Source organism: Aurantimonas aggregata, assembly GCF_010500835.1.
Taxonomy (GTDB): Bacteria; Pseudomonadota; Alphaproteobacteria; order Rhizobiales; family Rhizobiaceae; genus Aurantimonas; species Aurantimonas aggregata.
Genome location: NZ_JAAAMJ010000002.1, coordinates 48,516 through 67,046, shown reverse-complemented (window position 1 = coordinate 67,046; position 18,531 = coordinate 48,516). Strand labels below are relative to the sequence as shown.

Genomic DNA, 18,531 nt, shown 5'->3' with positions numbered 1-18,531 from the left:
TTCCTTCCACGGCGTCTTCTGCGATCTCCCTCGCGTGCAGACCGATCTCATCCCTGTCACGGCGGCTGACGCCGAACCGCGTGCCCTGGCCCTGCTGGAGGCTGGCGCCGCCATCGCGCTGCCGACCGAGACCGTTTACGGGCTTGCCGCCGACGCCACCAACGGCACGGCTGTCGCGGCGATCTTCGCGGCCAAGGGGCGGCCGCGCTTCAATCCGCTGATCTGCCATGTACCCGGCCTCGCGATGGCCGGGCGCCTTGCCGAAGTTGGTTCCGTCGCCGAACGGCTGGCTGAGGCGTTCTGGCCGGGCCCGCTGACGCTGGTTCTGCCGCTTCGATCGGACTCACCCGTGCATCCGCTGGCCACGGCGGGCCTTTCGACGGTGGCCATTCGCGCCCCGAAAGGCGTCGTCGGGCGTCTCGCCGAGGCGCTCGGGCGCCCGCTGGCGGCCCCCAGCGCCAATCCCTCCGGTCGCGTCAGTCCGACCAGCGCGGAACAGGTGCTGCGCGGGCTCGGCGGCCGCATTCCGTTGATCCTCGACGGCGGGCCGTCCTCGGTCGGCCTGGAATCCACCATCGTCCGGCCTGAGCGGGACCGGCTGGTGCTGCTGCGCGCCGGCGGCATCGACCGGGCGGCGCTTGCCGCCGCGACCGGATTACCCGTCGTCGACCCGGCTCCCGACGCGGCCTTGTCGGCACCCGGCCAGATGACCTCGCATTATGCGCCAGCCGGCCGTGTCCGCCTCGATGCAACGAACGTCGAGCCGGGTGAATACCTCATCGCCTTCGGAGCGGGTCTCGTCCCGGGGGAGGAAGCCGCCGCCGGCGTCGTCAATCTCAGCCCCGCCGGCAGCCTGGCGGAGGCGGCCAGCAATCTCTTTGCGGCGCTTGCAGCCTTCGACGCACCGGAGATCGCGCGGATCGCCGTCGCGCCGATCCCGCACGATGGACTCGGCGAGGCGATCAACGACCGGCTCCGCCGCGCCGCGGCGCCGCGTCCGGAAATCTGAGCGCCCAGACCATAGGCGTTTCGCCTCGACTCCGGTGTCGCCGCCGCCTATCTGGCAGGTCATGGATATGATCGACACGCCGCTCCCCGCCGACCTTCTCGCCCGCTTCGCCGCGATCGTCGGCGAACGCAACGCGCTCACCGATCCGGACCTCGTCGAGCCCTATCTGCACGAGCCGCGCGACCTCTTCCACGGCCGCACCGGCATGGTGCTGCGGCCGGGCAGCACCGACGAGGTCGCCGCGATCATGCGCCTCGCCAGCGAGACCCGCACCACCATCGTGCCGCAGGGCGGCAATACCGGCCTCGTCGGCGGCCAGTCGCCCCGCTCGCCCCGCGAGATCGTCGTCTCGCTTTCGCGGATGGACAAGGTGCGGGCGGTCGATCCCGTGGGCCGGACGCTGACGGTCGAGGCCGGCGTCGTCCTGAAGCGCGTGCAGGAGGCGGCGGACGCGGCCGGGCTGTTCTTCCCGCTGTCGCTCGGCTCCGAGGGCAGCTGCCAGATCGGCGGCAACCTCTCCTCCAATGCCGGCGGCACGGGCGTGCTCGCCTACGGCAATTCCCGCGACCTCTGCCTCGGCGTCGAGGCGGTGCTGGCGTCGGGCGAGATCTTCCATGGCCTGCGCCGGTTGAAGAAGGACAATCGCGGCTACGATCTGCGCCATCTCTTCATCGGCGGGGAGGGCACGCTTGGCATCATCACCGCGGCCGTCCTGAAGCTGTTCCCGAAGCCCGCCGGCCGCGAGGTCGCCTATGTCGGCCTCGCCTCGCCGGAAGCGGCCCTGCAGCTGCTGCGCCATGCCGAACGCCTCGCCGGGCCGCAGCTTTCGGCCTTCGAGCTGATGCCGCGGATCGGCATGGAATTCACCCTTCGCCACAGGCAGGGCGCGCGCGACCCGCTGCAGACGCCGCATGCCTGGTACGTCCTGATCGAGATCAGCTCCAGCCGTTCGGCCGAGGACGCGCGCGACACGCTCGAGGCAGTGCTGACCGAGGGCTTCGAGGCGGGAGTCGTCGACGATGCCGTGCCGGCGAAGTCGCTGGCGGAGGCCAATGCCTTCTGGGCGATGCGCGAGGAGCTGAGCTGGGCGCAGAAGCCGGAAGGCGGCTCGATCAAGCACGACGTCGCCGTGCCCGTGGCGCTGGTCCCGGAATTCCTGGCGAAGGCCGATCGCGCCGTGGCCGAGGCGATGCCGGGGGCGCGCGTGGTGGCCTTCGGCCATCTCGGCGACGGCAACATCCACTACAACATCTCCCAGCCCGTCGGCGCCGACACCGCCGCCTTCCTGGCGCGCTGGCACGAGATGAACGTCATCGTCCACGGCATCGTCGCGTCGATGGACGGCACCTTCTCCGCCGAGCACGGCATCGGCCAGCTGAAGCGCGACGAACTCGCCGCAAGCAAGCGGGGCCCCGAGATCGAGCTGATGCGGCGCATCAAGGCGGCCTTCGATCCTGACGATATCTTAAACCCGGGAAAGCTGGTTTAGACTTGATTCAAGTTTTATCCTTGCTAACCCTTCTTGCGGGTCATGAAGACTTAACTGACTTTCTTAGCGGGGCCGCAAGACGCCGCAGCTACTGTCTCCATAAGCAAGGCCGGGATCACATCGGCCGCAGGGAGAGCCGTCGGCTCTCAGGAGAGACAGAGGCGTCAACACATGAATACCGCTCCGTTCGATGCAGCAGTGAGGCCCGTCTGGGCGACGCTTCCGGTCCGGCTCGATCCGGCCGCCTGCGATCGCCGTCAGACGGTCGAGATCATCGAGGATGGCGAGGTCATCGTCTGCCGCGTCGACAGGCGCGGCGCGGTGATCCGCCGCAAGCTCGGCGGCTCCGGCCTGCCGGTATCGATCGCGCTGCCGGCCCGCGCCTTCCGCGGCGTGGCAGCCCGCGCCATGGAGACTGCGGAAGGTGAGGTGACGGTGACGCTCGAACTCCACCATGACGACCCGCGCTGCACGGTGCCGCTGCTGGTCGCCAGCGATCTCTACGACGTCGCCGCCGACTGGCGCGGCTGGTCCGAGCTGTTCGGCCTGCCGATGCTGATGGTCGAGGCCGACGGCACGATCTGCGCGCTCGAGGACACGCTCGGCGCCATCAAGGCGGCCCAGCCGGCGCCGCGCCGCCGCTCCGCCAACCGCCAGCGCCGGCCGCGTTTCCTGGCCCGTCGCAAGCCCGGCGGTCTCGGCATGCGCATGGTCGTCGCCGGCGAGGAAATCATCGCCCGCAGCTGACCGGAACGGCTGGCGCCTGGCGTCAGCCGCCCGTCACGGGGAACGACAGCGCCCAGAGCGCCGAGAAGATCAGGCCGAAGAACACGATCCAGCCGAACAGCGTGTTCGACTTGAACAGCTTCAGGCACTGGTCGGGGTCGTCGATGTCGAGCGTGCGGATCTGCCAGCCCATCTGCGCGGCACCGATGGCAAGGCCCGCATAGGCCGGCCATGCCGGGCCACCGCCCATCCCGTTGCCCGTCGTCGCGAAGGCGGCGAGAAACAGCCCAATCGTTGCGGCATACAGCACCACCAGCGCCGGCTTGGTGCGGCTGCCGAACAGGCGCGCCGTTGAGCGCACGCCGACAAGCGCGTCGTCTTCCTTGTCCTGGTGCGCGTAGATCGTGTCGTAGCCGATCGTCCACAGGATGGAGCCGGCGTAGAGAAGCAGCGCGCCGGGCGCGAGTTCGCCCCAGTAGCCCGCCCATCCCATCAGCGCGCCCCAGGAGAAGGCAAAGCCCAGCCCCAGCTGCGGCCAGTCGGTGAAGCGCTTGAGGAACGGGTAGATCGCGACGACGCCGAGCGAGGCGATCCCAAGCAGCACCGAGAAGACGTTGAACTGGATCAGCACCAGGAAGCCGACCAGCGCCTGGGCGACGAGGAACATCTTCGCCTGCGAGCGTGACACGCGGCCGGACGGCAGCGGGCGCGAGCGGGTCCGCGCCACCATGTCGTCGATCTTCTGGTCGACGAGATCGTTGTAGGTGCAGCCGGCGCCCCGCATGGCGATCGCACCGACGAGGAACAGGAAGAGCTGCCAGAGGCTCGGCAGGCCGAGATGCACCGAACTCGGCGCGACTGCCTGCGGCGCCAGCGCTGCCGCCCACCAGCATGGCCACAGCAGCAGCTGCCAGCCGATAGGGCGGTCCCAGCGGGCGAGTTGTGCGTAGGGCCAGACACCGCGGGGCAGGGTGCGATAGACCCAGTTATCCGATGGCGCGTCTGCAACGCGGTCGGTGCGGTCGGCGAGGCCGGTCTTGAGATTCGACATGGCGAGAGAGTGATTGCACAAGAGCCGCAGTCAAGGCTTTTCGCCGAATTTCACCTGTTGTGCCGCCGCCGGTCGCCTTGACCTTTCCGGCATTGCGACGGTAACCGCCTGCAGCCGGTTCCTCTGCCGGCGGTGCGTCGAATCGGAGAAGACATGGCGATCAACGTGCTGCTGGTGGGCTCGGGCGGCCGCGAACACGCCCTGGCGTGGAAGCTCGCGCAGTCGCCGGAGCTGGGAACGCTGCATGCAGCGCCCGGCAATCCGGGGATCGCCGAACACGCCAGCCTCGTCTCCCTCGATATCGCCGACCACGCCGCGGTCGCCGGCTTCTGCCGCGATCACGACATCGGTCTCGTCGTCGTCGGACCGGAAGCGCCGCTGGTGGCGGGCCTTGCCGACGCACTGGCCGAGGCGGGCGTTCCCGTGTTCGGGCCGTCAGCCGCCGCGGCGCAGCTGGAGGGCTCCAAGGGCTTCACCAAGGATCTCTGCGCCCGGCACGATATCCCGACTGCCCGCTACCGGCGCTTCACCGATGCGGCAAGCGCCCGCGAATATGTCGAGGCGGGCGGCGTTCCGGTCGTCATCAAGGCGGACGGGTTGGCCGCCGGCAAAGGCGTCACCGTGGCGATGACCCGCGACGAGGCGCTGAAGGCCATCGACGCCTGCTTTGCCGGCGAGTTCGGCGCGGCCGGTGCCGAACTCGTGGTCGAGGCGTTTCTCGAAGGCGAGGAGGCGAGCCTCTTCTGCATCTGCGACGGCGAGCGGGCGGTGTTCTTCGGCACGGCGCAGGACCACAAGCGCGCCTTCGACCGCGATCGCGGACCGAACACGGGTGGCATGGGCGCCTACTCGCCCGCGCTGCCGATGACCGAGGCGGTCACCGCGCGGGTCATGCGCGAGATCATCGAGCCGACGCTCGCCGGCATGAAGGATGCCGGCACGCCATTCCGCGGCGTGCTCTATGCCGGGTTGATGCTGACCGAGGAAGGCCCGCAGCTGATCGAATACAATGTTCGGTTCGGGGATCCTGAATGCCAGGTGCTGATGCCGCGGCTGAAGAGCGACCTCCTGCCGATCCTGCTGGCCTCCGCACGAGGCGATCTCTCCGGCATCGTGCCGGAATGGTCGAACGAGCGGGCGCTGACCGTCGTCATGGCGACGGACGGTTATCCGGGAACCTATGTCACCGGCACCGAAATCCGCAGCCTGCCGAAGCCCACCGACGACGCGCTGATCTTCCATGCCGGGACGGCGGTGCGCGACGGCCGGCTCGTTGCCGTCGGCGGCCGCGTGCTCGACGTGACGGCGACCGGCGCCAGCGTCCGCGAGGCCGCGCGCCGCGCCTACGACCTTCTGGAAAAGGTCGAGTGGGACGAAGGGTTCTGGCGCTCCGACATCGGCCATCGTGCCATCATGACCGAGCCGAACTGAGCCGCGCCGCCACCGCTACGTAGACGTCACCGTCGATTTTCGCCGGCCATCCTCTGACGTTTACGTAAGAGATGCGTTACAAGGGTGGGAAACCGCCTGCGGGACCATACATCTGGATGGAGCAGGCTGCGAACGGGAGAGCGAAGTCATGTCATTCCGCCAGGAGAAGCTGACACAACCGATCTACCGCTGGGCCAAGCGGGCGATGCCGCCGATTTCCGACACCGAGCAGAAGGCGATCGACGCCGGCACGGTCTGGTGGGACGGCGAGCTGTTCACCGGCAATCCCGACTGGGCGAAGCTCCTCGCCATGCCGCCGGCGCGGCTGTCGCCGGACGAGCAGGCCTTCATGGACGGGCCGGCCAACGAGCTCTGCGCGATGATCGACGAGTGGAAGATGGTCTGGGAGGACAAGGATCTCCCGCCCGAGGTCTGGACCTTCCTGCGCGAGAAGAAATTCTTCGGGATGGTGATCCCCAAAGAATATGGCGGGCTCGGCTTCTCCAACACCGCCCATTCCGAGGTGGTACGCAAGGTCTCCTCCTGCTCGGTCGTGGCGGGCGTCACCGTCATGGTCCCGAACTCGCTCGGACCCGGCGAGCTCATGCTGCATTTCGGCACGCAGGCGCAGCGCGACCATTGGCTGCCGCGCCTCGCCGACGGGCGCGAGATCCCCTGTTTCGGCCTGACCTCGGCCGAGGCCGGCTCCGACGCCGCGGCGATGACCGACAGCGGCATCGTCGAATATGGCGAGCACGAGGGCGAGCGCGTCCTCGGCATCCGGCTGAACTTCAGCAAGCGCTACATCACGCTCGGCCCCGTCGCGACGGTGATGGGCCTCGCCTTCAAGATGTTCGATCCGGAGAACCATCTCGGCAAGGGCGAGCAACTCGGCATCACCGTGGCGCTGCTGCCGACGGCGACGCCGGGCGTCACCCATGGCGACCGCCATATCCCGCAATTCACCTTCTTCCAGAACGGCCCGCTCTACGGCAAGGACGTCTTCATCCCGCTGGACTGGGTGCTCGGCGGACCCGACCGGGTGGGCGAAGGCTGGACGATGCTGATGACGGCGCTCGCCGCCGGTCGCGGCATCTCGCTGCCGTCGCAGTCTGCGGCATCCGCGGCGATCTGTGCCCGTACCACCGGCGCCTATGCGCGGGTGCGCACCCAGTTCAACGTGCCGATCGGCATGTTCGAGGGCATCCAGCAGCCGCTCGCCGACATTGCCGCCAATGCCTACCAGATCGACGCGGCGCGGCGGCTGACCGTCGCGGCGCTCGACGAGGGGCACCGCCCTTCGGTGATCTCGGCCATCATGAAGGCGCACGCCACTTACCGGATGCGCGAATCCATCGAGCGGTCGATGGACATCCACGGCGGCAAGGCGATCATCGACGGTCCGAACAACTATCTCGGCCAGCAGTACAAGTCCGTGCCCATCGGCATCACCGTCGAGGGCGCCAACATCCTCACCCGCAACCTGATGATCTTCGGCCAGGGGGCGATCCGCGCGCATCCCTACATGCTGAAGGAACTGCTGGCGCTGTCGGACAAGGACGAGGCGCGGGGCCTCAAGGACTTCGACACGCATTTTTGGGCCCATGTCGCACACGCGCTGAAGAATGCCGGCCGCACCTTCGTGCGCGGCTGGACCGGCGGCCTCGCCGCCCCGGCGCCGAAGGGCGCCGCCTTCACCAGCCACTGGCGCCAGCTGTCGCGCTATTCCTCCGCCTTCGCCCTGATCGCCGACCTCTCGCTGCTGACGCTCGGCGGCGCGCTGAAGCGCAAGGAGATGATCTCGGCCCGCCTCGGGGACATCCTGTCGGAGCTCTACCTTCTCGGCGCGACGCTGAAGCGCTTCGAGGTCGAAGGCCGGCCCGAGGCCGACAAGCCGCTCGTCGAGTTCATCATGCAGAAGGGCTACAACCGCATGGGGCTCGCCTTCAACGGCGTCCTGGACAATCTCCCCTCCCGCTGGGCCGCGGTGCTGACGCGGGCGCTCGCCTTCCCGCTCGGGGTTCCGTACCAGGAGCCGGCGGACGAGCTGACGAGCGAGGTCGCGGCCATCCTGATGCGTCCGTCCTCGCAGCGCGACCGGCTGACACCTGACATCTATCTCGGCGAAGGCCGAGCCGAGCATCCGGTCAAGGATCTGGAGCTGGCCTTCGAGCTCGTCTCCGCTGTGGCGCCGATCGAGAAACGGATGCGCGAGGCCAAGCAGCGCGATCCGGCCCGGGCACGCGACGAGGGCCTGATCACCGAGGCCGAGTTCACGCAGCTCGCGGAAGCCAAAGCAGCGGTCGACAAGGTCGTCGCCGTCGACGCCTTCCCGATGCACGACGTGTCGCCCATCGCCGCCCAGCATGATCGTCCGAATGGTGACGATTCCGGCGAGCGGCGCGAGGCGGCGGAATAATGGCCCGCGCGGTCTATCTCGTCGACGGAGCACGGACGCCCTTCATCAAGGCGCGCGGCCGGCCGGGGCCGTTCACCCCGGTCGACCTCGCGGTCCAGTGCGGCCGCCCGCTGCTCATGCGCCAGGCTTTCGAGCCGGACGCGATCGATCTGGTCATCCTCGGCTGCGTCAACGTCGTCGCCGACGAGATGAACCCGGCGCGGGTCGCCGGTCTGCGGCTCGGCCTGCCGGACGAGACGCCAGCCTTCACCGTGCAGATCAATTGCGGCTCGGGCATGCAATCGATCGACACCGCCTTCCGCTATATCGAGGGCGGCACCGCCGACATCGTGCTGGCCGGTGGCACCGACGCGCTCAGCCATTCGCCGCTGGTGCTGCGGCGCGGCGCCGTCGACTGGTTCGCCGAGTTGAACGGCGCCCGCTCCACCGGCGACCGGCTGAAGGCCTTCGCGGGGTTGAAGCCGGATTTCCTCAAGCCGCTGATCGGCCTTGAGCGCGGCCTGACCGACCCGATCACCAATCTCAACATGGGGCAGACCGCCGAGCTGCTGGCGCATTATTTCGCCATCTCCCGGCAGGAAGCCGACGAATACGCCGCCGAGAGCCACAATCGTTTGGACCGGGCGACCAATGAGGGCTGGCTGAAGGACGAGATGCTGCCTTCCTTCGGGCGCGACGGCGATGTCTACGAGCGCGACGACGGCGTCCGCCCCGGCTCGAGCGCCGCGAATCTTGCCAAGCTGAAGCCGGTCTTCGAGAAGCCCTACGGCAAGGTCACCGCCGGCAATTCCTCGCAGATCACCGATGGCGCCTCCTGGGTGGTGCTGGCCTCCGAGGAGGCCGTTGCGCGTCACGGAATGAAACCGCTGGCGCGCATCGTCGATTCTGAATGGGGCGCCCTCGATCCCTCGATCATGGGGCTCGGTCCGGTCGTCGCCACCGCGCCAATCCTGAAGCGTCAGAACATGGGCGTCTCCGACGTCGATCTCTGGGAACTGAACGAGGCCTTCGCGGCTCAGGTCCTTGCCTGCCTCAGGGCCTTCGAGACGGAGAACATCGCCAACGACTTGCTCGGCCTCGATGGTCGCGGCGGCGCCATCGATCGCGCGCGGCTGAATGTCGACGGCGGCGCGATCTCGCTCGGCCATCCGGTCGGCACCAGCGGCACCCGCATCACCCTGCATCTCGCCAATGCCATGCAGCGGCTGGGCCACAAGCGTGGCATTGCCACCGAATGCATCGGCGGCGGCCAGGGCGGCGCCATGTTGTTGGAAGCGGCGTGAGAACGCGACTGCCCGAAACCGACGGTCCCGACGAGAAGACGAGAACCAGCCCATGAGTCGCATGCTCGCCGCCCTTTCCGACCAGACCCTCGAACTCGGCCCCGCACGTTCGGCCGGGCCGGAGGGTAACTGGCGCTTCGCGATGGATACGGACCACGTCGCCTGGCTCGTCCTCGACCGGCCCGGCAAGTCGGTCAACACGATCGACCGCAGCGTCATCGAGGAACTCGCGGGCCACGTCGAGCGCATCGCCGAGCGGCGGCCGACGGCGCTGGTCATCCGCTCGGCCAAGCCCTCCGGTTTCGCGGCGGGCGCCGACATCCAGCAATTTGCCGGCGCCTCGACCGCCGAGATCAGTGCCATGCTGGAGGAAGCGCATCGCGTTCTCGACAGGCTGTCGCAACTGCCCATGCGCACCATTGCGGTGATCCACGGCCACTGCCTCGGTGCTGGCCTCGAACTGGCTCTCGCCTGCGACCGGCGTATTGCCGTACCGGATGCAAGCCTCGGCTTTCCGGAGGTAATGCTCGGCCTGCACCCGGGTCTCGGCGGCACCTACCGCGCCACGGCGATCGCCGATCCGCTCGAAGCCATGACGATGATGCTGACCGGGAAGCCGGCGACCGCGAAGAAGGCCAAGGTCGTCGGCCTCGTCGATGCGGTGGTCGAGGAGCGGCATGTGCGCGCCGCCGTGCAGGCGGCGATCCGTGGCGAGCTCGAGCCGGCCGGCGGCAGCTTCAAGGCGCAGGCCTTCTCGCTCCGCCCGGCGCGCGCCCTGATGGCCAGCCAGATGCGGCGCAAGGCGGCCGACAAGGCGCCGAAGGCGCATTACCCGGCACCCTATCGCCTGATCGATCTCTGGGAGGAGCACGGCGGCAACGCCAAGGCGATGCAGGCCGCCGAGGTCAGGAGCTTCGCCGAGCTGATCGAGACCGAGACGGCACAGAACCTCGTGCGGGTGTTCTTCCTGCGCGAGGCGATGCGCGGCCTCAAACAGGGCTCGTCCGCGATCAGCCGGGTCCATGTCGTCGGCGCCGGCGCGATGGGCGGCGACATCGCCGCCTGGGCCGCACGCGAGGGCTTCCACGTCACGCTGGGCGACGTCGCGAACGAGCCGATCGGCCGGGCCATGAAGGCCGCGACCAAGATGCTCACCGCCACACTGAAAGACCCGCTGAAGATCCGCGACGCGCTGGATCGCCTCACGCCGGACCCGCACGGGCTGGGAATCCGCCAAGCCGATCTCGTCATCGAGGCGGCGCCGGAACGCATCGACCTGAAGCGGACCATCTACGCCGCCATCGAGCCGCAGCTGAAGACGGGCGCGTTGCTGGCGACCAACACTTCGGCGCTGCCGCTGGAAGACCTGGCCGAGGGCCTTGCCGATCCCTCGCGCCTCGTCGGGCTGCATTTCTTCAACCCCGTGTCGCGCATGCAGCTGGTCGAGATCGTCCGGCACGACCGGATCAGCGCCGAAACTCTGCGCCGGGCGACCGCCTTCGCGGTCAAATTGTCACGGCTGCCAGCGCCGGTGTCCTCGGCACCCGGCTTCCTCGTCAACCGCGCGCTGACGCCGTACATGGCCGAGGCGCTGATCATGGTGGACGAGGGTATCCCGAAGGAGCGAATCGACCGGATCGCCGAGAGTTTCGGCATGCCGATGGGGCCTGTGGAATTGGCCGATCAGGTCGGGCTCGACATCGCCCTCGAGGTTTCGGCCTCGCTGCGCCAGCGCCTCGACGTGCCGTTCCCGGACAGCCCAGCCTGGCTGGAGAAGCTGGTCGCGGAGAAGAAGCTCGGCCGCAAGACCGGCTCTGGCCTCTACGAATACGATTCCGACGGCAAGCCGAAGAAGCAGCGCGTCGAAGCCTCGCCGGAGGACGCCAAGAGCGACCCGGACCTGCTGGACCGGATGATCCTGCCGATGCTGAACGCCGTGGTCGCCTGCCTCAGGGAAGGCGTCGTCGAGCGGGAGGATATCGCCGACGGCGCGATGATCTTCGGCACCGGCTTCGCGCCCTTCCGCGGCGGCCCGATCCATTACGCGCGTCATCGCGGAATAGACGAGATCACGGCAAAGCTCCGGGCGCTGGCCGAGAAGCACGGTCCGCGCTTTACGCCGGACGCCGGCTGGGATCGCCTGAAGGGCTGACCAGGCCAGGTCAGCCGAGTGACGCTTCAGAGCGTCGTGCAGACATAGTCCTGCGTGCCCAGCCCGGTGCCGCCGAGCGTCACCCGGTCGCCGGGGCGCAGGAAGCGCGGCGGGTCGTAGGAGAGGCCGACGCCGGCGGGCGTGCCGGTTAGTATCACGTCGCCCGGCTCCAGCCGCATGAAGCGCGAGATGTAGGAGATGAGATAGGGAACCTTGAAGATCATCTGCCTTGTATGGCCGGTCTGCTGGCGCTCGCCGTTGACGTCGAGCCACAGCTCGATGTCCTCGTGGTTGATCGCCGACGGCGGCACCAGCCATGGTCCGAGCGGCGCGAACGTGTCGTGCGACTTGCCTTTTGTCCACTGGCCGCCGCGCTGCAGTTGGAAGCTGCGCTCGGTCAAATCGTTGGCCAGCGTGAAGCCGGCGACATGGCGGAGCGCCTCCTCGACCCGGACATATTTCGCGACGCGGCCGATCACCACCGCGAGTTCCACGCCCCAGTCGACACGATTGGCCATCCGGGGGATCTCGATCGGGTCGTTCGGGCCGGAAGCGGCGGTTGCGGCCTTCAGGAACAGCGTCGGTTCGGGATTGATCTTGAAGCCGGCGAGTTCGGCGCTGTCGCTGTAGTTCGGGCCGATGCCGATGATCTTGCCGATGCGCCGCACGGGCTTGCAGAGGCGGACGCCGCCGGCGACGAGCGGCAGCGTGGCATGATCGTGACTGCCCAGACGGCTGAGGGAGTCCGGATCGAGCGATTCCCCCTCCAGGGAGGTGACGTGATCGCTCAGATCGCGAATGCGGCCGTCACTGTCGATGCAGCCGGGACGCTCTACGCCCCGGTCCCCGAACCGTACAAACCGCATGAATGCTACTCCCTGTCCCTGCCACGCAAATGGCTCCGGAGGTCGTTCGGTTCCTTGCGATAGATTGACGATTACGTAAGATGTCTACCGATCGAAGCTGGCCGAGTCAGGCGCTGGCGCGCACGATAAATCTTGGGAGGATTCGCCAATGTACAAGGCCCCGATCACCGATATCGCCTTCGCGCTGGAGAAGGTGGCCGGCCTCGGCCCCGCCATGGAACAGGGCCTGCTCGGCGAACTGACACCGGACCTGCTGCAGGCCGTGCTGGAGGAGGCGGGCCGCTTTGCCGGCGAGCGCGTCGCGCCGCTGGCCATGAGCGGCGACCGGGAGGGTGCCGCGGTCAAGGATGGCGTCGTCACCACGCCGAAAGGCTGGCGCGAGCTCTATGCCGACTGGAGCGCCAGCGGCTGGAACGCGCTGACCGGCGCCGAAGCCTTCGGCGGCCAGGGCTTGCCCACGGCGCTCTCCGCCGCGGTCTTCGAGATGTGGAATTCCGCTTCGATGGGCTTCGCGATCGGCCCGACGCTCACCGTCGGCGCGGTCGAGGCGCTGGAAGCGCACGGCTCGGAGGAACTGCAGGCCCGCTATCTGCCGAAGCTCGTCTCCGGCGAGTGGATGGGGACGATGAACCTCACCGAGCCGCAGGCGGGTTCCGACCTCTCAGCGCTAAAGGCTCGCGCCGAACGCGCCGCGGACGGCACTTACCGGATCTTCGGCACGAAGATCTACATCACCTATGGCGAACAGGATTTCACCGACAACATCGTGCATCTGGTCCTGGCGCGCCTGCCGGATGCGCCGGCCGGCGTGAAGGGCATCTCGCTCTTCCTGGTGCCGAAGTTCCTGCCCGAGGCAGATGGCTCCCTCGGCCGGCGCAACGACGTGTTCTGCTCGGCGCTGGAGCACAAGCTCGGCATCCATGGCTCGCCGACCTGCACGATGATCTATGGCGACGGTTTCGTCGCGGGTGAGGAAGCCGGCGCCGTCGGCTGGCTGATCGGCGAGGAGAATCGCGGCCTCGCCTGCATGTTCACGATGATGAACAATGCCCGCCTGCTCGTCGGCATCCAGGGCGTCGGGGTGGCCGAGGCGGCCTGCCAGCAGGCGCTGTCCTATGCCGGCGAGCGCCGGCAGGGCCGCGCGACGCGCCTCGTGCCGGATGGCGGGGCGCCCGGACAGATGAGCCCGATTCGCGACCATCCCGACGTCGCGCGCATGCTCCTGACGATGATGGCGCTGACCGGCGCGGCGCGCGCCATCTGCTATGCCTGCGGCCACGCCACCGACATGGCCCGTGCGCGCGCCGACGATCCGTCCGCGGCCAAGGCCTGGAAGGAGAGGGCCAATCTCCTCACGCCCGTCGCCAAGGCCTTCGCCACCGATGTCGGCGTCGACGTCGCCTCGCTCGGCATCCAGGTGCATGGCGGCATGGGCTATGTGGAAGAGACCGGCGCCGCGCGGCTTTTGCGCGACGCGCGCATCGCGCCGATCTACGAAGGCACGAACGGCATCCAGGCGATCGACCTCGTCGTCCGCAAGCTCGGCCAGTCCGGCGGCGCGACGATGGAAGCCTATCTCGGCGAGCTGACCGAAACGGCCGATGCCGTCGCAGCGCGGAACGAGCCGGCATTTGGGGCTACCGGCGCGGCATTGGCGGCCTCGCTCGCCGATCTGCGGGAGGCGACGGACTTCATGACCAACTGCGTGGCGGACGGCGAAATGGATACGGCACTCGCCGGCGCGACATCCTACCTGCGGCTGTTCGGCCTGGTCGCAGGCGGGGTGTATCTCGCCAAGGGGGCGCTCGCCGATTCTTCGCGGCCGGATCGCGCCACCCTGGCGCGCTTCATGGCCGAGAATCTCCTGACCGAGACCGCAGCGCTCTCGCGCCAGGTCATCACCGGCGCCGCCAGCCTGAACGCTGCGCGGTCCCTCCTCGAAAGGGATGCACGATGAGCGATTTGATCGAGACCGGCGTCGAAGCCGGCGTCCTGACCCTCCGGATGAACCGGCCCGACAAGAAGAACGCCATCACGCAGGAGATGTACCGGACGATGGCCGACGCGATTACCGGCGCGGGCCAGGACGACGCGATCGCCGCGGTGCTGATCTGCGGCGCGCCCGGCACCTTCACCGCCGGCAACGACATCAAGGATTTCACGGCGGTTGCCATGAGCGGCACCCCGCCGCGCGACGCCTACGACTTCCTCATCGCCCTCGCGACGACGAGGAAGCCGCTTGTCGCCGCCGTCGACGGCATCGCCATCGGCATCGGCACGACCATCCTGATGCATTGCGACCTCGCCTATGCCTCGCCCGCCTCGACCTTCCGCACGCCGTTTCTCGATCTCGGCGTGACGCCGGAGGCCGGCTCCAGCCTGATTGCGCCGCGGATCATGGGCGACCAGCGCGCCTTCGCGCTCCTGGCGCTGGGGGAAACCTTCGACGCCGAGGCGGCGCGGCAGGCCGGCCTCGTCTATGCGGTATCGGAAGACGCCGAGGCCGCCGCCCTGGATGCCGCGCGGCGCCTGGCGAAGAAGCCGCCGGAAGCTCTGCGCATCGCCCGCGAGTTGCTGCGCGGCAGCCAGGACGAAATCGTGAAACGGATCGACCGCGAAATCGGCCATTTCACCGAGCGCCTGTCGTCGGAGGAGGCGAAGGCCGCTTTTATGGCCTTCATGTCCCGGTAGCGCCGGTCGGCTCGGCTCGATCGGTCGCGCCCCTTGGCTTCGGCGGGGTGAGGCCTCACTCAGGCTTGGCTTCCGCCCGCCCTTGTCCAGCGACAGGCCGCTCCCTCCCTCACGGCGTCATCCCCGGGCTTGACCCGGGGATCCATTCCAAACCGTCCGAGCCGCCGATTCCGGTGGGACACGCCTCAACGCCTCTGCCGCCATTCAACGTTCCTGGATTCTCGGGACGGAGCCCGAGGATGACGACCCTTGGTGGGCGCAGGTGCCTTTTCGTCGAGTTGGTGGACTGACGTGTCGTAACGGCGGTGTCCGCACGCGTTTCCGTCGCCGGCAACGGGCACGTGGGGGCGCTGGCTGACGCCACCCTCTGGCAAACCGGGACGGTCCCGCCGCCGTCGGCGACGCGTCAGATCATCCACCGGCGTCATCCTCGGGCCCCGTCGCGAGGATCAGTTTGAGCGCCCTCAGGCCGACAGCGGCATCGCTTCCCTGCCGCGCGGCGGCAGCTTCCGCGGTGAGGCAGGGATCCCGGGGTCAAGCCCGGGGATGACGCCGTGAGTGTGGTGACTGCCACCTCGCCGATGCGGTTGGCCTTCATCCACGCTTTCGACGGTCTTCCTCGATGCTGTCGGTGGTCTGCCCGTGGCCACCCTCTCGCCCAACGCCGCCGCACTTGATGCCCTCGACGGGCGCAGACTCTCCGATCCCCGGCTCCTCCGCCTCATCCCGAAACAAAAACCGGTATGTTCCGACGCAGCCGACGAGGCAGATGCCGGCCGCGATGACGATGATCGGCCAGGTGCCGTGTTCGGCGAAGAACACCCGGAACGCCGCGCCGAAGATGTAGGCGCCGAGGCCGTAGGCGCCGGCCCACAGGGCGGCGCTGATCGTGTTCAGCAGCAGGAATTTCGGCCAGCTCATGTGCATCGTGCCGGCGACGAAGCCGTTGAGCTGGCGCAGGATGATGATGAAGCGGGCGACCAGCACGACCCAGATGCCGTAATCCTCGAAGCGCTTCTCGACCATGGCGAAGCGGCGCTCGCCGAGCCCGACCTTTTCGCCCCAGCGCACCACCATGTTCCGGCCGTAGCGGCGGCCGAGCAGATAGCCGAGATTGTCTCCGACGACCGCCCCGACCATCGCGGTCAGGAACACCGCGCCGAGGCTGAGCGAGCCTTCGCCTGCCAGCATGCCGGCGGCCATCACCAGGCTTTCACCCGGCAGCGGCAGCCCGGTCGATTCCAGGAGCACGACGACGAACAGGAACGCGTAGCCGTAGCTGGTCAGGTACTCGGTCACGGTCTCGGTTCAGGCTGGTGGAAAGAGAATGTCGCGCTCGTCGGACAGGCGGACTTGGCTCGCATGAATAGCCGGGGACGGCAAGCGAGGCCGGCGCGACGTCAGCGCTCCAGCAGCGCGACGACTTCCACGTGATGCGACCAGAGGAACTGGTCGACGGGCGTCACGGAGGTCAGGCGGTAGCCGCCGTCGATCAGGATGCGCAGATCGCGCGCCAGGGTCACGGGATTGCACGAGACGGCCGCGACGCGGCGCACCGTCGAGGCGGCCAGTTCCTGTGCGACAGCCTCGGCGCCGGCCCGCGGCGGGTCGAACACCACGCCGTCGTAGCGCTTCAGCTCCTTCGCCTGGATCGGCCGGCGGTAGAGGTCGCGCTTTTCCGTCGTCACCGCCTTCAGGCCGGCGGCGCGGCGCCAGGCAGTGTCCAGTGCGGCGAGTGCCGCTGGGTCGGTCTCGACTGCGTGAACCGCAGCCTGGCGGGCCAGTCGCAGCGAGAACGTGCCGCAGCCGGCGAAGAGATCGGCAATCCGCTTGGCGCCGGAAAGATGACCCTCGACCAGCGTCGCCATCGCCGCCTCGGCCGACGCGACGGCCTGGGTGAAGGTGCCGGCCGGCAGTTCCACCGAGACGCCGTCGAAGGCGAGAGTCGGCGGCCGCGTCATGATCACCGTCTCGCCACCGACCGTGAGGCGGGCGAAATCTTCTGCCAGCGCCAGCTTCACGGCGTTGCGGCGCACCGACTCCGACAGCTTTCCCGCGTCGGCGACGACGACGTCGAGCCCGGTTGCCGTCGCCGTGACGGTGATCCGCAGCGGCCGCCGGCGGTCGACGAGAAGGCTTGCCAGGCGGCGCAGCGCGGGCAGGGCGCGCTCGATCGCCGGCAACGCGATGACGCAGACGGTGATCGGCACGATCCGGTTCGACTCTGCGGCGTTGAAGCCGAGCACGACGCCGCTATCCACCCGCGCCGCCGAGAGAACGACGCGCCGGCGCGATGCCGGCGGGCAGGGCACGAGTTCCGCCACCTCGGCCTCGATCCCCTCGCGGGCAAGCGCCTTGAGGACCAGGTCGCGCTTGAACAAATGGTAGAGTTCGTTGTCGGCGTGCTGCATGTCGCAGCCGCCGCAATCGCCGAAATGCGGGCAGGGCGGCGTCTGGCGATGCGTCGACGCTTCCACGATCGTCGTCGTCTTGAACGGCGTGCCCGGCCGCTCGATGGCCACGGTCTCGCCGGGCAGCGTGAACGGCACGTAGACGGGACCGTCGGCGGTCTCGGCGACGCCGTCGCCCTTGGCGCCGAGATGGTCGATGGTCAGGTTCACTGCTTCGTCCCGGCCAGCAGGAATTCGTGATTGCCGTCGCCGCCGGCGATCGGCGAGGGGATCAGGTCGATCGCCCGCCAGCCCGGCTGGTCGTCGAGCCAGGCACGGAGCGCCTCGGCGACCGCGGGCGCGCTGTCGGGATCGCGCAGCAGACCGTTCTTGGCGATCGCGTCGCGGCCCGCCTCGAATTGCGGCTTGACGAGGAAGACCGCGTTCGTCCCCGGCTCGGCGAGTTCCAGCGCCGGCGGGAGGGCAAGGCGCAGCGTGATGAAGCTGACATCGGCGACGAGAATGTCGAATTGCCGGCCGCCTATATCTTCGCGCTCCATGTCGCGGGCATTGAGCCCCTCGATCACCGTGACGCGCTCGTCGGCGCGGATCCGCGGATGCAGCTGCCCGTGCCCGACGTCGATCGCGACGACATGCGCGGCGCCGCGGCGCAGCAGCGCCTCGGTGAAGCCGCCGGTCGAGGCGCCGAGATCGACGGCCGTGCGCCCTGCGACATCGATGCCGAACCGGTCGAGGGCGAACTCCAGCTTCAGCCCGGCGCGCGAGACGTAGTCGGCGGCCGGATCGTCGAGGGTGATGACAATGTCCGGTGGAACGTTGAGGCTCGGCTTGGTGACGGTCAGGCCGTCGACCTTGACGTGCCCGCGCCGGATTGCGTCGCGGGCCCTTGCGCGACTCGCCGCTAGGCCTCGTTCGCTGACGAGGCTGTCCAGTCGCACGCGCGACAAATGCTGCTCTTCGGTGGCTGCCATCGGGAGGTCATGCGGGCCGGCGACGCAAATGG

At 68.6% G+C, this 18,531-nt stretch carries 14 protein-coding genes; 9 read left to right on the top strand and 5 right to left on the bottom strand.

Features of this window, described 5'->3' with window-relative positions:
* The first annotated feature begins 34 nt into the window (after nucleotides 1-34).
* From GTW51_RS04685 to GTW51_RS04675, 3 genes are all read left to right on the top strand, one after another.
* A complete protein-coding gene (locus GTW51_RS04685) occupies nucleotides 35-1,009 on the top strand; it encodes an L-threonylcarbamoyladenylate synthase (RefSeq protein WP_163042747.1) in 975 nt (324 codons plus the stop codon).
* Nucleotides 1,010-1,076: 67 nt separating this feature from the next.
* Nucleotides 1,077-2,498: an FAD-binding oxidoreductase gene (locus GTW51_RS04680; protein ID WP_163043006.1), complete on the top strand. Its 1,422-nt coding sequence runs from the start codon at nucleotides 1,077-1,079 to the stop codon at nucleotides 2,496-2,498.
* 171 nt (nucleotides 2,499-2,669) lie between these two features.
* Nucleotides 2,670-3,245 (top strand): DUF6101 family protein, encoded by a 576-nt coding sequence (locus GTW51_RS04675; protein ID WP_163042746.1) that lies wholly within the window; start codon nucleotides 2,670-2,672, stop codon nucleotides 3,243-3,245.
* A 22-nt stretch (nucleotides 3,246-3,267) separates the two neighbouring features.
* Here the strand turns inward: GTW51_RS04675 and ubiA are convergent, their stop codons facing one another.
* Nucleotides 3,268-4,275 (bottom strand): 4-hydroxybenzoate octaprenyltransferase, encoded by a 1,008-nt coding sequence (gene ubiA, locus GTW51_RS04670; RefSeq protein WP_163042745.1) that lies wholly within the window; start codon nucleotides 4,273-4,275, stop codon nucleotides 3,268-3,270.
* A 159-nt stretch (nucleotides 4,276-4,434) separates the two neighbouring features.
* Between ubiA and purD the strand changes: the two genes are divergently transcribed.
* The 4 genes from purD to GTW51_RS04650 all read left to right on the top strand — a co-directional run bounded on the left by purD (nucleotide 4,435) and on the right by GTW51_RS04650 (nucleotide 11,560).
* Nucleotides 4,435-5,706: a phosphoribosylamine--glycine ligase gene (gene purD / locus GTW51_RS04665; RefSeq protein WP_163043005.1), complete on the top strand. Its 1,272-nt coding sequence runs from the start codon at nucleotides 4,435-4,437 to the stop codon at nucleotides 5,704-5,706.
* Nucleotides 5,707-5,854: 148 nt separating this feature from the next.
* On the top strand, nucleotides 5,855-8,125 hold the full coding sequence (locus GTW51_RS04660) for an acyl-CoA dehydrogenase (RefSeq protein ID WP_163042744.1): 2,271 nt from the start codon (nucleotides 5,855-5,857) through the stop codon (nucleotides 8,123-8,125).
* Nucleotides 8,125-9,408, top strand: a complete 1,284-nt coding sequence (locus tag GTW51_RS04655) for an acetyl-CoA C-acetyltransferase (protein WP_163042743.1) — start codon at nucleotides 8,125-8,127, stop codon at nucleotides 9,406-9,408. Before GTW51_RS04660 ends, GTW51_RS04655 begins: the two co-directional genes overlap by 1 nt.
* A 52-nt stretch (nucleotides 9,409-9,460) precedes the next feature.
* On the top strand, nucleotides 9,461-11,560 hold the full coding sequence (locus GTW51_RS04650) for a 3-hydroxyacyl-CoA dehydrogenase NAD-binding domain-containing protein (RefSeq protein WP_163042742.1): 2,100 nt from the start codon (nucleotides 9,461-9,463) through the stop codon (nucleotides 11,558-11,560).
* A 26-nt stretch (nucleotides 11,561-11,586) separates the two neighbouring features.
* On the opposite strand, the gene GTW51_RS04645 is transcribed toward GTW51_RS04650, so the two are convergent.
* A complete protein-coding gene (locus tag GTW51_RS04645; RefSeq protein WP_163042741.1) occupies nucleotides 11,587-12,426 on the bottom strand; it encodes a fumarylacetoacetate hydrolase family protein in 840 nt (279 codons plus the stop codon).
* A gap of 148 nt (nucleotides 12,427-12,574) precedes the next feature.
* On the opposite strand from GTW51_RS04645, the gene GTW51_RS04640 reads away from it, so the two are divergent.
* Together GTW51_RS04640 and GTW51_RS04635 are read left to right on the top strand one after the other, a co-directional pair.
* Entirely contained in the window at nucleotides 12,575-14,383 is a 1,809-nt protein-coding gene (locus GTW51_RS04640; RefSeq protein ID WP_163042740.1) for an acyl-CoA dehydrogenase family protein, read from the top strand.
* A complete protein-coding gene (locus GTW51_RS04635; protein WP_163042739.1) occupies nucleotides 14,380-15,117 on the top strand; it encodes a crotonase/enoyl-CoA hydratase family protein in 738 nt (245 codons plus the stop codon). Before GTW51_RS04640 ends, GTW51_RS04635 begins: the two co-directional genes overlap by 4 nt.
* 594 nt (nucleotides 15,118-15,711) lie before the next feature.
* Here the strand turns inward: GTW51_RS04635 and GTW51_RS04630 are convergent.
* The 3 genes from GTW51_RS04630 to GTW51_RS04620 all read right to left on the bottom strand — a co-directional run bounded on the left by GTW51_RS04630 (nucleotide 15,712) and on the right by GTW51_RS04620 (nucleotide 18,499).
* Nucleotides 15,712-16,416 (bottom strand): VTT domain-containing protein, encoded by a 705-nt coding sequence (locus GTW51_RS04630; RefSeq protein ID WP_163042738.1) that lies wholly within the window; start codon nucleotides 16,414-16,416, stop codon nucleotides 15,712-15,714.
* Nucleotides 16,417-16,517: 101 nt separating this feature from the next.
* Nucleotides 16,518-17,738, bottom strand: a complete 1,221-nt coding sequence (gene rlmD, locus GTW51_RS04625; RefSeq protein WP_163042737.1) for a 23S rRNA (uracil(1939)-C(5))-methyltransferase RlmD — start codon at nucleotides 17,736-17,738, stop codon at nucleotides 16,518-16,520.
* Nucleotides 17,735-18,499, bottom strand: a complete 765-nt coding sequence (locus GTW51_RS04620) for a TlyA family RNA methyltransferase (protein WP_163042736.1) — start codon at nucleotides 18,497-18,499, stop codon at nucleotides 17,735-17,737. The genes rlmD and GTW51_RS04620 overlap by 4 nt, the downstream gene beginning before the upstream one ends.
* Between the last annotated feature and the right edge of the window lie 32 nt (nucleotides 18,500-18,531).

Coding starts and splice junctions, on each gene's coding strand:
- GTW51_RS04680 (WP_163043006.1), top strand. CDS start 1,077: ATGATCGACACGCCGCTCCCCGCCGACCTTCTCGCCCGCTTCGCCGCG.
- GTW51_RS04675 (WP_163042746.1), top strand. CDS start 2,670: ATGAATACCGCTCCGTTCGATGCAGCAGTGAGGCCCGTCTGGGCGACG.
- ubiA (WP_163042745.1), bottom strand. CDS start 4,275: ATGTCGAATCTCAAGACCGGCCTCGCCGACCGCACCGACCGCGTTGCA.
- GTW51_RS04660 (WP_163042744.1), top strand. CDS start 5,855: ATGTCATTCCGCCAGGAGAAGCTGACACAACCGATCTACCGCTGGGCC.
- GTW51_RS04655 (WP_163042743.1), top strand. CDS start 8,125: ATGGCCCGCGCGGTCTATCTCGTCGACGGAGCACGGACGCCCTTCATC.
- GTW51_RS04650 (WP_163042742.1), top strand. CDS start 9,461: ATGAGTCGCATGCTCGCCGCCCTTTCCGACCAGACCCTCGAACTCGGC.
- GTW51_RS04645 (WP_163042741.1), bottom strand. CDS start 12,426: ATGCGGTTTGTACGGTTCGGGGACCGGGGCGTAGAGCGTCCCGGCTGC.
- GTW51_RS04640 (WP_163042740.1), top strand. CDS start 12,575: ATGTACAAGGCCCCGATCACCGATATCGCCTTCGCGCTGGAGAAGGTG.
- GTW51_RS04635 (WP_163042739.1), top strand. CDS start 14,380: ATGAGCGATTTGATCGAGACCGGCGTCGAAGCCGGCGTCCTGACCCTC.
- GTW51_RS04620 (WP_163042736.1), bottom strand. CDS start 18,499: ATGGCAGCCACCGAAGAGCAGCATTTGTCGCGCGTGCGACTGGACAGC.